Here is a 14890-nt window from a genome sequence, read left to right as displayed (position 1 = left end):
TAACAGCCGATTATGAGTGCTTCTTAATATATTAAAAATACCACTTATTTTTATTTTCGACATAATAATGAAGTACTAATCAAGTGGCAAATACTCGTTTCATTATGCATGTGCTTTATAAACGGCTAAACTTTCGTAAAAATTTATAAGCTAAACATGTGCTGATAATCATAAATGTAACTGCCCAACATTATAAGCACCATAAAAAATACCAACAAACATATAGTCATTGGTATTTTTTATTACTTATTCAACTATTTTATTACTTTCTTTAATATCATATTCACCTACATCATTACCATAGAAACGATTGTATCGACGTTTAAATAATTGGAATAAATGAGTAACTAATACTTTTAAAATAGCATATCCCGGAATACCTAAAATAACGCCTACAATACCAAGCAATTTGCCTGCACACAGTAAAATGAAAATGATTGTAAGTGGATGAATCTTAAGTGTTTTACCCATGATATTTGGTGAAATGAAGTGCCCTTCAACAAATTGTACTAAAGTCCATACTACTGCTAATTTTAAGAGCATCCACGGCGATGTTATAGCAGCTATTACAATAGCTGGAGAAATCGCTATAGTAGGCCCTAAATATGGTACAACACTTGTAACTGCCGCAATACTAGCTAATACTAAGCTATATTTCAACCCGATAACCGAATAACCGATAAACAACAGTATACCGATACAGAATGAAACGATAATTTGTCCTTGAATGTATGAACCAACTTGAACACTCATTTTTTCAAGTAGATCATGAAAATCTTTTCGGAATTTCGGTGGCATAATATTCGTTGAAAATTCTTTGAAGTGATGTCCATCTTTAAGCATAAAGAATAGTACAAATGGTGTTGTGACAATCACAACGCCAATATTAGCAATCGTTTCTGCAAACGTTGCAATTTTAGACCCAAAGCCATCTGTAAATTCACTTAACATAGATGGTATTTTCTTAGGTAAAGAATTTAACCAATCATTAATTTGACTATAATACGAAGAGAAAAACGTATTATTTGCTATTTTATCAATAGAATTAATTAATTTTTCTAGATATTGCGGTGAATTTTTAACTAAACTATCTACTTGCGAACCAATAATAGGTATCAATAAATTAACAATTAACGTAATAACACCTACTACAGCTAGATAAATAATAGAAATACCTGCAACTCTTGGTATTCTATAACGTTCCATCATATTTACGATTGGGTTAAATAGATAGAATAGAATTAAAGAGACGATGATAGGTGCTGCTATCGTCTTAAAAACGATGATAAAAGGATCAAAAACATATGATACTTTTTCGAAAATAAAAATAACAATACCCAACAATACTAGCGCTATTAATGAGAAGACTAAATCATTCCCACCAACAAACTTCATATACCGTGATTCGGTAAATTTTAAAAAATTCTTTCTTATATTCTTTTCATTTTCATTCAATTATAGATTCACCACCACTTAAAATATTCATAAGATGTTGTATAAAAACAGTCCACTTATGTAAAATTACTAACATCAATGATACCATACAAATACCCTTTACAGTAACGAAACGCCCGTGTAATACACTTAATTTAGGATTGATTAATCCTTTCTTCAAAATGATGAATGTGTAATGTTAAATATATAATTTCAGACTCACTGATATTAACATCAAATTGTTTTTGTATCATAGTTAAAATTTTATATGCTGTGTTATAGCAAATCGGATAGTGATTTTTAATCATAGACACAAAATCATCTTGTGCATGTATATATTCTTTTCTTCTTAATCGGCGAATTAAAAATTGTACGTGCCTTATAAAACGTTGGTATTGTAATGATTCCTTATCAACAGTTGTCACAAGGTCTGATTCAATGATATCTATACCTTTTTTAATAACATTATTGATCAAGGTCATCTCATGCATAGATAAATCTTCTGTATTAGATGCAATATGTAATGCAATAAATCCTATCTCATCTTCAGGAAAATGTACATCTAATGCTGCATTTAACTGATCAATCACCTGTTTAGCAATATGATATGCATCACTATATAACTGCATAGTTTCCATAACAAATGGATTGCTAATAACTTGATTTTGTTTTAAGCGTTTATAAGCAAATATAATATGATCCGTTAATGAAACTACAAGTTGTTTTGAATCAACATTCATCGCAGTATTAGAAATAAAATTCAACGAATCAATAATTACTTGTAATACATTATCATCAGCGATTTCAACTAAACTTTTATAATGTGCTTTTTGTTGCTCACTTTCTAATTTATAAATTTTCTCTATTGTAATAGTTTGGTCGTTTAACGCCATTCCCTCTTTTTTGTTAAAACCAATACCTTTACCGATTAAAATAACTTCTTGATCATTATTAGTACATACTACGACATTGTTGTTCAATGTTTTAGTAACAATATATTCTCCCATTATCATCACCTATTTTTCTATTATTAAGATTATATATCGGAAATGTCTAACTTGAAAGTATAATAATTTAAATACTTGTGTTCTATTACACGCCTATCCTATATGATATATCTTAATTTAATTTCGATGCCTCTCAAAGTGGAATAACTATAATAAAAAAATCTGACTCCCATATTTACAAATAATTCTATTTATTTATATATTATCTGAATTAATACTCAATACAAACTAAAACGTACTATTAAATTGTGCAAAGCTAAAATAAATTTATATTCATCTATCCAACAATATGTCTTATCAATGGTATAGTCTTTGCACACCAATGGAGGAAATAAATCTCAACCTTACTATATTAATATATAATCAAATCTTAGATTAACTAGTGTAATGATACAGATGATTATTGAGTACAAATTTAAAACCCTGAGATTTTCGCTTTAATTTGAAAACCTCAGGGTTTATTTGATTTTTATATAATGAATCGTTACATTAAAAATATTTATTTATCAGAGTTCTTATATTTGTTAGCGCCCCAAGCACTAATTCCAAATAAGTTAATTTCTAAGTTTTCAGGTTTAAAGACAGGGTTCTTGCCTTCTTTTTTCTGCTTTTGATAATCTTTCATCAATGCAAAAGCTACATTGGACAGTCCTATAATGGAAATAATGTTTACAATTGCCATTAAGCCCATAAATAAGTCTGCCGTATTCCATACTGTTTCTGTTTTTACAACTGCACCGACAAAGACAAGTACTACAACAAGACATCTAAAGATAAATAATATTACACGGTTTGTTGATAAAAATTCAATATTAGATTGACCGTAATAGTAATTACCTACCACAGATGAAAATGCAAACAGTGTAACTGCTATTGTTAAGAAAATACCTCCAGCAGAACCTAAATGCTCATTAAGTGCTGATTGAGTAACTGCAACACCTTGAGGTGCGTTATCACCAAATTTCAATCCTGAATATAGTAAAATCATGATTGCAGTTGCTGTACAAACCAACATTGTATCAAAGAACACACCTAATGATTGGATTAAACCTTGCTTAACAGGGTGTGGTACGGCAGCAGTTGCCGCTGCATTCGGCGCAGAACCCATACCAGCTTCGTTAGAGAATAAACCACGTTTGATACCTTGAAGAACCGCAGCACCTACAGCGCCACCAGTTACTTGTTCGATACCAAATGCACTTTTAATAATCGTACCTATCATAGGAACAATTTGATCTAAATTAAATAGCAATATTACTAAAACCATACCAATGTAAATGATAGCCATAATCGGTACAATTAACGAAGATAACGTAGCAATACTACGTACACCACCAAATATAATAATAGCTGTTACGATTGCTAAAATAATACCTGTGATTACTGGACTAATATTATATTGCGTATTTAACGACTCCGCAATTGTATTAGATTGCACTGTGTTAAATACAAATGCAAATGTAATTGTAATTAAAATCGCAAATACGATACCTAGCCATTTTTGATTTAAACCTTTAGTAATATAGTAAGCTGGACCACCACGGAATCCACCATCTTTATCATGTACTTTATAAACCTGAGCCAAAGTCGCTTCTATAAATGCACTCGCTGCACCTATAAATGCAATAACCCACATCCAAAATACTGCACCTGGACCGCCTAAAACAATCGCAGTCGCAACACCAGCAATATTACCAGTACCAACTCTCGAACCAGCACTAATCGCAAATGCTTGGAATGGCGAAATACCCTTCTTACCATCTTCTAAAGTTTCTGGACGTTCTACTAAAGCTCTAAACATTTCAGGTAACATTCGTAATTGAACGAATTTAGAACTAATCGTAAAGAAGAATCCAGCTGTCAATAATAGACCAATTAAATATTGAGACCATATTAAATCGGTACCAACATGGACAAATTCTTTAAACCATCCAGGTATTAAACTATCGAAATCTTTCAAAATAAACCCCTCGCATCCTCTACATGAATCATGTACCTTCTATAAAATTAGACCGAATTGAAACTTCAGTAAATATAGAGATACATCATCATTTCTTATACAATACAAGAGATTTATATTAGTTTGGTCAAAGTATATCGCTAATTTAACGATAAGTACTTGGTCAGCATTTAATATAAATCCCTTGAATTTAGTCAAAATTTAACATTACTGTATTTTATCATTTAATTTCGTGATTGCATATAGTTTTTAGCTAATATACATGTCTATTACTTCACCAAAATCATCTGTATCTACAATGAATGAGCCATTTGTATATTGTTCAGATTTATGAATATCATTAATTAAACCATGTTCTTCATTTGATTTTGAATATAATGTATATTGACTATGTTCACCTGTCACTACATGTGCAGCTACAATACGATGTGGATTTTTCTTTAATTCTTTTAATAAAGTTATTCCACGTTGTGCTCTTTTAGCAACTTGTAAGATTTTAAAACTAATACGTTTTAACGAGCCGCGTTGTGTGGCCATCAATATAGTATCATTTTCAGAAACACCTTCTGTCATAACAACGAAATCTTCAGCTTTAAGATTTATTGATTTAACACCAGCTGCCCTTAATCCGGTATCTGATAGTTCACTTGTATTATACGTTAATGACATACCTTTATTAGTAATGACGGTAATTAATTGATCTTTTTCAAAGCGCATAACACTAATCAAATCATCATTTTCTTTAACTTTAGTAGCAATTAAAGGTTTATTAAAACGCGTTGTTTTAAATAGAGGCACTGTACTTTTCTTAATCATGCCATTTTGAGTCGCAAAAACATAAAATGCATCTGTATTAAAGTCCTTTTCATTAAAGACATTAATAACCACTTCATCTTCTTCGATAGGAACTATTTGTGATACATGTTGTCCCAATTCTTTCCAACGAATATCTGCTAATTTATGAACCGGTATAAATAGATAACGACCTTTATTTGTAAATACTAGTACGGTATCTTGCGTATTTACTTCTTGATGTTTAAGTAAACTGTCACCATCTTTTAAACCAATATCTTCAACACCGCTAGCATTAAAGCTACGAATAGAAGTACGTTTAATATATCCATGACGTGTCATACTTAAAATAACTTCTTCACTAGGCACCATAACTTCTTTGTCAATTTTAATTTCTTCAATTTCTGCTTCAATTAAAGACAGTCGTTCAGATTTGAATTTCTTTTTAATTTCATTCAATTCTTCTTTTATGACATTCAATAATGCATCATGGTTATCAAGAATATGACGTAATTGTTTGATTAATGCTTCAAGTTCTTTATGTTCACCTTCAAGCGCAACTATGTCAGTATTTGTTAAACGATATAACTGTAACATTACAATTGCTTCAGCCTGTTCTTCTGTGAACTCGTATACTTCGATAAGGTTTTCTTTAGCGTCACGCTTGTTTTTAGAGCTACGAATCAATTCGATTACTTTATCTAAAATTGACAACGCTTTAATCAAACCTTCAACGATATGCATACGTTTTTCTGCATTATCTAATTCAAACTTCGTTCTATTTGCAACAACCTCAATTTGGTGATTCAAATAACTATCTATAATTTGACGAATACCCATCAATTTTGGACGACCATCACTAATAGCGACCATGTTGAAATTATATGAAATCTGTAAATCAGAGTTTTTATAAAGATAATTTTTGATTGATTCACTGTTCACATCTTTTTTCAATTCAATTGCTATTCGTAAACCAGTTCTATCAGTTTCATCACGTACTTCAACGATACCATCGACTTTTTTGTCAGCACGTAATTCATCGATACGTTTTACTAAGCTACTTTTGTTCACTTCATATGGAATTTCAGTAATAATTAACTGTTTACGTCCATTGCGTAAAGTTTCTTCTTCAACTTTAGAACGAACTATAATTCTACCTTTACCTGATTCATAAGCTTTTTTAATACCATCAACACCTTGAATAATACCACCAGTTGGAAAATCAGGACCTTTAATATATTTCATTAATTGATTGACTGTAATATCCGGATTATCAATATATTTAAGTGTTGCTTGAATCACTTCAGCTAAATTATGTGGTGGTATATCTGTCGCGTAACCTGCAGATATACCTGTAGAACCATTCACTAGTAAGTTAGGAAATCTTGATGGCAATACCATTGGTTCGAGTGTCGTATCATCATAGTTTGGAATGAAAGAAACTGTCTCTTTATTAATATCACGTAATAACTCTTCAGCTAGTAAGCTTAACTTAGCTTCAGTGTAACGCATTGCCGCTGGCGGATCATTATCGATACTACCATTATTACCATGCATTTCTATTAAGACATGTCGTAACTTCCAGTCTTGACTTAAACGGACCATTGCTTCGTACACTGAGAAGTCTCCATGTGGATGATATTGACCAATAACATCACCGACTGTTTTCGCACTTTTACGGAAATTTTTATCGTGTGTATTACCACTTGAATACATTGCATATAAAATACGACGTTGTACTGGTTTTAAACCATCACGAACATCTGGCAATGCACGCTCTTGAATAATATATTTACTATATCTTCCAAAGCGATCACCTAAAACATCTTCAAGTGATAAATCTTGAATTATTTCACTCACTAGATTTCCTCCTCATCAAATTGATCATTTTCAAGCACTTGTACTTCAGAATTATCTAAAATACTTTGGTCCTCTTGCATACCAAACTCAACATGCTTTTCAATCCATTCACGTCTAGGTTGTACTTTGTCACCCATTAATGTTGTTACACGTTTAGATGAACGCACTTCATCTTCAACTTGTACACGAATTAAAGTTCGTGTTTCTGGGTTCATCGTCGTTTCCCATAATTGTTCAGGGTTCATCTCACCCAAACCTTTGTAACGTTGTAACGTGAAGCCTTTACCAAGTTCTTTTTGTAATTTATTAAGCTCTTCGTCTGTCCAAGCGTATTCAACTCGCTTTGTTTTGCCTTTACCTTTTTCCAATTTATAAAGTGGAGGTAAAGCAATAAATACACGACCTGCTTGAACAAGCGGTTTCATATATTTGAAGAAGAATGTTAACAATAGCACTTGAATATGCGCACCATCAGTATCAGCATCAGTCATAATAATTACACGATTATAATTACTATCTTCAATTTTAAAGTCAGTACCAACGCCTGCCCCGATTGTGTGGATAATTGTATTAATTTCTTCATTTTTAAAAATATCTTCTAGACGTGCTTTCTCTGTATTAATTACCTTACCACGTAATGGTAATATCGCTTGGAATTTGCGGTCTCGTCCAAGTTTTGCTGAACCTCCCGCAGAATCACCTTCGACTAAATACAATTCATTTTTTTCAGTGTTTTTACTTTGTGCAGGTGTTAATTTACCAGATAGCAAAGTGTCTTTACGCTTGTTTTTCTTACCTGAACGAGCATCTTCACGAGCTTTACGTGCAGCTTCCCTTGCTTGTTGTGCTTTAATCGCTTTTTTCACAAGTGATTTAGACAATTGTCCTTTTTCTTCTAAATAGAATGGCAATTTGTCTGCAACAACTGAATCAACAGCACTTCTAGCTTCAGAAGTACCCAATTTAGATTTCGTTTGTCCTTCAAATTGTAATAATTCTTCTGGAATACGTACAGACACAACAGCTGTTAAACCTTCACGAATATCATTACCATCTAAGTTTTTATCTTTTGTCTTAAGTTCATTAATACGACGTGCATAATCATTAAATACACGTGTCATTGCTGTTTTAAAACCAACTTCATGTGTACCACCATCTTTAGTACGTACATTATTTACAAAACTTAAAATACTTTCTGAATATTGATCATTATATTGGAAAGCTACGTCTACCTCTATACCATTTGCTTCACCTGAAAATGTAGCCACGTCATGCAAAACTTCTTTTCCTTCATTGACATAACTAACAAACTCTTTGATTCCTTCTTCATAATGGTAATGCTCTTGACGCTCTTTACCACTGCGTAAATCATTAAGCGTTATTTTTAAATTTTTCAATAAGAACGCAGACTCTTGTAGTCGTTCGCTTAAAACATCAAAATTAAATGATGTAGATGCTTTAAAAATTGTGTCATCAGGTTTAAATGTTACTTTGGTACCTGTTTTCTTAGTTTTACCTTTTTTCACTAAACCAGAAGATGGCGAACCACCGTTTTTAAAACTTTGATGATATATATTACCATCTCGATGGATTTCAACTTCAAGCCATTCACTCAATGCATTTACAACTGAAGCACCAACACCGTGAAGACCACCTGAAGTTTTATAGCCGCCTTGTCCAAATTTACCTCCTGCATGTAAAACAGTAAAGATAACTTCGACTGTTGGTTTACCTGATTTATGTATACCTGTTGGCATACCACGTCCATTATCTTCTATAGAAATACTACCATCTTTATTAATTGTTACATCTATTTCGTTACCGTAACCATTCAATACTTCATCGACGGAGTTATCGACAATTTCATATACTAGATGATGTAATCCCCGTTTATCAGTTGATCCAATATACATACCAGGTCTTTTACGAACTGCTTCTAACCCCTCTAAAACCTGTATTGAATCATCTGAATAATTATTTTGTTTATTCATTGCCAATGATTTCGCCTCCTGCAAACGTACGTTCGTTTTTAAAACTATACAATAGTTATTCTTATATAAATCAGCGTAAAATGCAAGTATCAATTAACTTTCATAGCTTAATTCCATATATTAATCCCCGTTTTTAAAATTTTTAGCCGTAATTTAAACGAATATGATAAAATAGTCCTAAGATATTAAAGGATGTGTAATATTTATGATGATAATCGTCATGTTACTACTAAGTTATCTTATCGGCGCTTTCCCAAGTGGATTCGTAATTGGAAAATTATTTTTCAAAAAAGATATTAGACAATTTGGTAGTGGTAATACTGGCGCTACTAATAGCTTTAGAGTATTAGGTCGTCCTGCAGGATTCTTGGTAACATTTCTAGATATTTTCAAAGGGTTCATAACTGTTTTCTTCCCTTTATGGTTACCAGTTCACGCAGATGGCCCTATTAGTACTTTTTTTACAAATGGTTTAATTGTTGGCTTATTCGCTATACTTGGACACGTTTATCCTGTTTATTTAAAATTCCAAGGTGGCAAAGCTGTTGCAACTAGTGCAGGTGTCGTCTTGGGAGTCAATCCGATACTTTTACTAATACTTGCAATTATCTTCTTTATTGTATTGAAGATTTTTAAATATGTTTCTTTAGCAAGTATCGTTGCAGCAATTTGCTGTGTGATTGGCTCGCTTATCATTCAAGACTATATTTTATTAGTCGTTAGTTTCTTAGTTTCAATCATATTGATAATTAGACATCGCTCTAATATCGCAAGGATTTTTAGAGGCGAAGAACCTAAAATAAAATGGATGTAACAATTTTTTGACATTAGTCCATCATTGCATATTTTTTTGCAGTTGATGGATTATTTTATTTTTGCAAAAACAATTTTTTTAACTTAAAATTCAACTATACTTAGTTTTTTTACAAGAACATTTGAGACCGAGACATAAATCAATGTCATAGGCTCCACAATGTTATATTAGCTGTAGTTAACCGAACAAAATGCGCTTATAACTAGGTTTTTTCAATTCTGGTCGGGGGTCCCAACATAGAAGCTTATGGAAATTCAGCTTACAATAATGAGCAGGTTGGGGTGGGCTCCAACACAGAGAATTTCGATAAGAAATTCCACAAATAATACAAGTTGGCCCACTCCCATTCTGTAATAAATATAGGAGGTCATTGTTATGCAAATAGAACTTACTGATGCAGCAGTAACTTGGTTTAAAAATGAACTTGAGTTGCCTGAAAATAATAAAGTGCTCGTGTTTTTTGTAAGATATGGTGGCGAATTCCAACTCAAGCAAGGATTTAGTCCTGCTTTTACAGTTGAACCAAAGGAAGATGTTGATATTGGCTATGAACAACAATATGACGATTTAAATGTTGTCGTAGCGGAAAAAGATTTGTGGTACTTTGAAGATGACCACATTATTGTAAATGTAGTTGATCACGAAGATGAAATTTCTTATTCCACAAAATAACTAAAATAAAACGAACTTGTTTACACATTCTGATGTGTCCTGAACCTCGGAAGTTGTACTTTGGTTTAGCACATCTGATGTTGTATGAACAAGTTCGTTTTTGCTATATATTAGCTTATCTTCACGCTAATTACATTAATGTTAACGTATTGGCTATTTTTTATAGATTAATTGTTAATATTGCCTCTCCAAACATTTACAGTAACTTATAAAGAATCAATACCATCCATTATCTCTACTGTTTTCCCTTCATTATTGAGCGTTTGCACTTTACTATAAGCTTCATGCCAATCTGGGAAATAACGATCCAACCGTATAGGCTTAAAAGTATCTTCTTTAATGCAAATCAATTCTGTGGAACCTGTAGTTGCAAGTTCACCTTTTTCATTAAAAATCTCATATTTATACACTGAACGTAATCTCGAATATTTTTCACCCCAAGTTTTAACTTTAACTTTTTCTGGATAAAAAATAGACTTTTTATAATTGACATTGAGGTCAGTCACAGGTGAAATGATTCCTTGTTTTTCCATATCAGCATAACTAAAACCTAACTTCGATATATAATCCAACCGCGCAACTTCAAACCAAGTTGCATAATTCCCGTGATAAATTACACCCATCTTATCAGTTTCAGCATAACGCGCTTCTATTTCTGTAATACTATATATCATTTTAAGCCTTCTTTCAGTTTAACTTTATATCTCATTCTAACATAAAATACAAGAAGAGGCCGGCCAAGAACACAAAGGTTTTGAACCGACCTATTATATCATAAAGTTTATAGAAGTATTTTTGAGCACTATCAAAGTGCCTCAAATACCGATTAAAATTTTACTGTGATATCTATTTTTTATTGCGCTAATTTATTTCTTAAAACCATTTGTAAAATTCCACCGTGACGATAGTAATCCATTTCAACAAGTGAGTCAAAACGAACCATAGCGTCAAATTCTACCAAATCACCATCTTGCTTCTTAGCAGTAACTTTGACGTAGTCATGTGGTTGAACATTTTCATCAATATTAACAGAAATTTCTTCTGTACCATCTAGACCAAGAGAATCAGCTGATTCACCTTTTTTAAACTCTAATGGTAATACACCCATCATAACTAAATTTGAACGATGGATACGTTCATAACTTTGTGCAATAACTGTTTTAACACCTAATAAGTTTGTACCTTTTGCTGCCCAGTCACGAGATGAACCCATACCATAATCGTTACCAGCTAATACAACTAAACCTGTACCATCTTCTTTATATTTCATTGCAGCATCAAAGATAGGCATTACTTCATTTGTTGGCCAATAAGTTGTAAAACCACCTTCAGTACCTGGCGCTAATTGGTTTTTAATACGTATATTAGCAAACGTACCTCGAACCATTACTTCGTGATTACCACGTCTTGAACCATATGAATTAAATTCACGAATAGGCACTTGATGATCTTGTAAATATTTACCAGCTGGCGTATCTTTACCAATTGCACCTGCTGGAGAGATGTGGTCAGTTGTCACAGAATCACCGAATTTACCCATAACACGTAAACCATTTAATGGAACAATCGTACCCGGTTCTTTAGATAATCCTTGGAAGAATGATGGATTTTGAATGTATGTTGAATTAGGATCAAAGTCATATAGAGGTTGATCAGTTACATCAATCTCATTCCATAATTCGTTGTTATTGTATACGTTATTATATTCTTCAATAAATAATTCAGGTGTTACAACACTATCAACGGTATCTGAAACTTCTTTAATTGATGGCCAAATATCTTTCAAATATACATCTTCACCGTCATTACCTTTACCAATAGGTTCATTTTGTAAATCAATATCAACCGTTCCAGCTAATGCATAAGCAACAACTAACTGTGGTGAAGCTAGGTAATTGGCTTTAACAAGAGGATGGATACGACCTTCAAAGTTACGGTTACCAGATAATACAGATGTCACTAATAGGTCCTCATCAGCAATCGCTTTTTCAATTTCTGGTAATAAAGGACCTGAATTACCGATACAAGTTGTACATCCATAACCAACCAAGTTGAAGCCTAAATCATCTAAATAAGGTTGTAAGCCAGCATCTCTTAAATATCCGGTAACAACTTTTGATCCTGGTGCTAGAGAAGTTTTAACGTATTCAGGAACTTTCAAGCCTTTTTCAACTGCTTTTTTAGCAACTAAACCTGCACCTAACATTACATAAGGGTTAGATGTATTTGTACATGATGTAATTGCTGCTATTGCAATATCACCTGTTTTCATTGTAGCCTTTGATCCATCTTTAAAGTTAATTTCAGCTTTCTTATCAAATTCACTTTTATCTAAACCGTGTCCTTGGTTGCCTGCTGGAGCTGTTACAGAATTTTCAAATGATGATTTCATATCACTTAAGAAAATTAAATCTTGAGGACGTTTTGGTCCTGAAAGCGATGCTTCAACTGTTGATAAATCCAATTCGATAACATCTGTATAATTAGGATCTTCTTTCTCAACATCAAAGAACATATGGTTTTGTTTCAAATATTCTTTTACTAGCGCGATATGTTCGTCTGATCTACCAGTTAACTTCATATATTTAAGAGATTCATCATCAACTGGGAAGAATCCGCAAGTTGCTCCATACTCTGGTGCCATGTTTGCAATTGTAGCACGGTCTGCTAGTGGTAAATGTTGTACACCTGGACCAAAGAACTCCACAAATTTACCAACAACACCTTTTTTACGTAGCTCTTGAGTTACTCTTAACGCTAAATCAGTTGCTGTTGCGCCTTGTGGTAATGAATTTACTAGTCGTACACCAATAACCTCTGGAATTGGGAAATAAGAAGGTTGTCCAAGCATTCCAGCTTCAGCTTCAATACCACCAACACCCCATCCTAGTACGCCAATACCATTTATCATTGTTGTATGTGAATCAGTACCAACTAATGTATCTGGAAATGCAGTTTTTTCACCATCTACATCACGAACATGTACAACACTTGCTAAATATTCTAAGTTAACTTGGTGAACTATTCCAGTTGCAGGAGGAACTGCATTGTAATTATCAAATGCTTTCGTTGCCCAATTTAAAAACTGATAACGTTCATAGTTACGTTCAAATTCTAATTTCATATTACGTTCAAGAGCTTCTGGATTTGCATAGCTATCCACTTGAACTGAGTGGTCAATAACTAAATCCACCGGTACTTCTGGATTAATTTTAGTAATATCTCCCCCAACGTCATCCATTGCTTTACGTAAAGAAGCTAAATCAACTACGGCTGGTACACCTGTGAAATCTTGTAAAATAACACGAGAAGGTTTAAATGGTACCTCGCCTTCATTTCCATCTTTTCCAAACTGACTTAAAGCTTTAATATGATCGTCTGTAATTACAAAATCATCTTCTTGACGAAGTAAAGATTCTAACAAAACACGAATTGAATAAGGTAAATTGGAAACTTTAGTAATACCTTGCTCTTCTACAGCTTTTAAATCATAGTAAGTATAACTTTGGCCATTCAAGTCAAAATGTTTTTTTGATTGCTCTTTAAAATTTGCAGCCATTTAATGATCCCCCTTGATACATTTTTATATTTATATGCCTTGATTAAATTGTATTATTATATTTATTGATAAACAACTCATCATGCTTAGAAAACGCTTAATTTAGGTTTTGACTTTTTAATCAGAGTATATAAGCAAAACTTATCATACAGGTAAGGTGTAATAAGTATTTTTTATTAATTGAGAATAATTATCAATTTCGTGAATGATTCAATTCAATTTTCAAACGTATTATTTCATTGAGCAGAAAGAAAATTGTGGCGCCAAACTTTAATATTTCTTTTCAATGTCATTCTTTTGGTGGGAGTGGGACAGAAATGATATTTTCGCAAAATTTATTTCGTCGTCCCACCCCAACTTGCATTGTCTGTAGAAATTGGGAATCCAATTTCTCTTTGTTGGGGCCCATCCCCAACTTGCACATTATTGTAAGCTGACTTTTCGTCAGCTTCTGTGTTGGGGCCCTCACCCCAACTCGCATTGCCTGTAGAATTTCTTTTCGAAATTCTCTGTGTTGGGGCCCCTGACTAGAATTGAAAAAAGCTTGTTACAAGCGCATTTTCGTTCAGTCAACTACTGCCAATATAACTTCGTAGAGCATAGAATATTGATTTATGTCCCAGCCTGAGTTAATTTTTTATAAAAGTATAGTTAATTTTTGTTTATACCGTCAAACTTCACTTTAGCTTTGTCAAACCCCTTTCTATTAAGTTGTCAGAAATAAACCTATCTTAAAATATAAAAAAATCGAGAATTCGTAGTTTAATAACGAAATTCTCGTTCTTATCCTTTTGAATATAC

General features: G+C 32.7%; 10 protein-coding genes. 2 read left to right on the top strand and 8 right to left on the bottom strand.

The features are described 5' to 3' along the window. Positions 1-246 precede the first annotated feature (246 nt). The 6 genes from cozEb to parE all read right to left on the bottom strand — a co-directional run bounded on the left by cozEb (position 247) and on the right by parE (position 9044). The gene (cozEb, locus tag KI230_RS06760; protein WP_001004752.1) at positions 247-1455 is read right to left on the bottom strand and encodes a cell elongation protein CozEb; all 1209 of its coding nucleotides are present in this window, start codon (positions 1453-1455) and stop codon (positions 247-249) included. After that, entirely contained in the window at positions 1448-1615 is a 168-nt protein-coding gene (locus tag KI230_RS06755; RefSeq protein WP_001788758.1) for a hypothetical protein, read from the bottom strand. The genes cozEb and KI230_RS06755 overlap by 8 nt, the downstream gene beginning before the upstream one ends. Next, positions 1590-2441: a glucose PTS transporter transcription antiterminator GlcT gene (glcT, locus tag KI230_RS06750; RefSeq protein ID WP_000505015.1), complete on the bottom strand. Its 852-nt coding sequence runs from the start codon at positions 2439-2441 to the stop codon at positions 1590-1592. The genes KI230_RS06755 and glcT overlap by 26 nt, the downstream gene beginning before the upstream one ends. 499 nt (positions 2442-2940) lie before the next feature. Then, a complete protein-coding gene (alsT, locus tag KI230_RS06745) occupies positions 2941-4401 on the bottom strand; it encodes a glutamine transporter AlsT (RefSeq protein WP_000651160.1) in 1461 nt (486 codons plus the stop codon). A gap of 249 nt (positions 4402-4650) precedes the next feature. After that, on the bottom strand, positions 4651-7053 hold the full coding sequence (gene parC / locus KI230_RS06740) for a DNA topoisomerase IV subunit A (protein WP_001289552.1): 2403 nt from the start codon (positions 7051-7053) through the stop codon (positions 4651-4653). After that, positions 7053-9044 (bottom strand): DNA topoisomerase IV subunit B, encoded by a 1992-nt coding sequence (gene parE, locus KI230_RS06735; protein WP_001548666.1) that lies wholly within the window; start codon positions 9042-9044, stop codon positions 7053-7055. Before parE ends, parC begins: the two co-directional genes overlap by 1 nt. Positions 9045-9249: 205 nt before the next feature. Here parE and plsY point away from each other — a divergent pair, with 205 nt between their 5' ends. Both plsY and KI230_RS06725 read left to right on the top strand, forming a co-directional pair. Then, positions 9250-9858, top strand: a complete 609-nt coding sequence (gene plsY, locus KI230_RS06730) for a glycerol-3-phosphate 1-O-acyltransferase PlsY (RefSeq protein ID WP_000972779.1) — start codon at positions 9250-9252, stop codon at positions 9856-9858. A 375-nt stretch (positions 9859-10233) separates the two neighbouring features. After that, on the top strand, positions 10234-10530 hold the full coding sequence (locus KI230_RS06725; RefSeq protein WP_001165377.1) for a HesB/YadR/YfhF family protein: 297 nt from the start codon (positions 10234-10236) through the stop codon (positions 10528-10530). Positions 10531-10736: 206 nt separating this feature from the next. Here the strand turns inward: KI230_RS06725 and menI are convergent, their stop codons facing one another. Beyond that, the gene (gene menI / locus KI230_RS06720; RefSeq protein WP_214958353.1) at positions 10737-11204 is read right to left on the bottom strand and encodes a 1,4-dihydroxy-2-naphthoyl-CoA hydrolase MenI; all 468 of its coding nucleotides are present in this window, start codon (positions 11202-11204) and stop codon (positions 10737-10739) included. Between the two features lie 179 nt (positions 11205-11383). Next, positions 11384-14089, bottom strand: coding sequence for an aconitate hydratase AcnA (gene acnA / locus KI230_RS06715; protein ID WP_000729744.1), 2706 nt, complete (start codon positions 14087-14089; stop codon positions 11384-11386). Positions 14090-14890 lie beyond the last annotated feature (801 nt).

This window comes from Staphylococcus sp. MZ3, from assembly GCF_018622755.1.
Lineage (GTDB): Bacteria > Bacillota > Bacilli > Staphylococcales > Staphylococcaceae > Staphylococcus > Staphylococcus aureus.
Note: the sequence above shows the minus strand (reverse complement) of the source record. Positions and strands in the feature narration are given on the sequence as shown.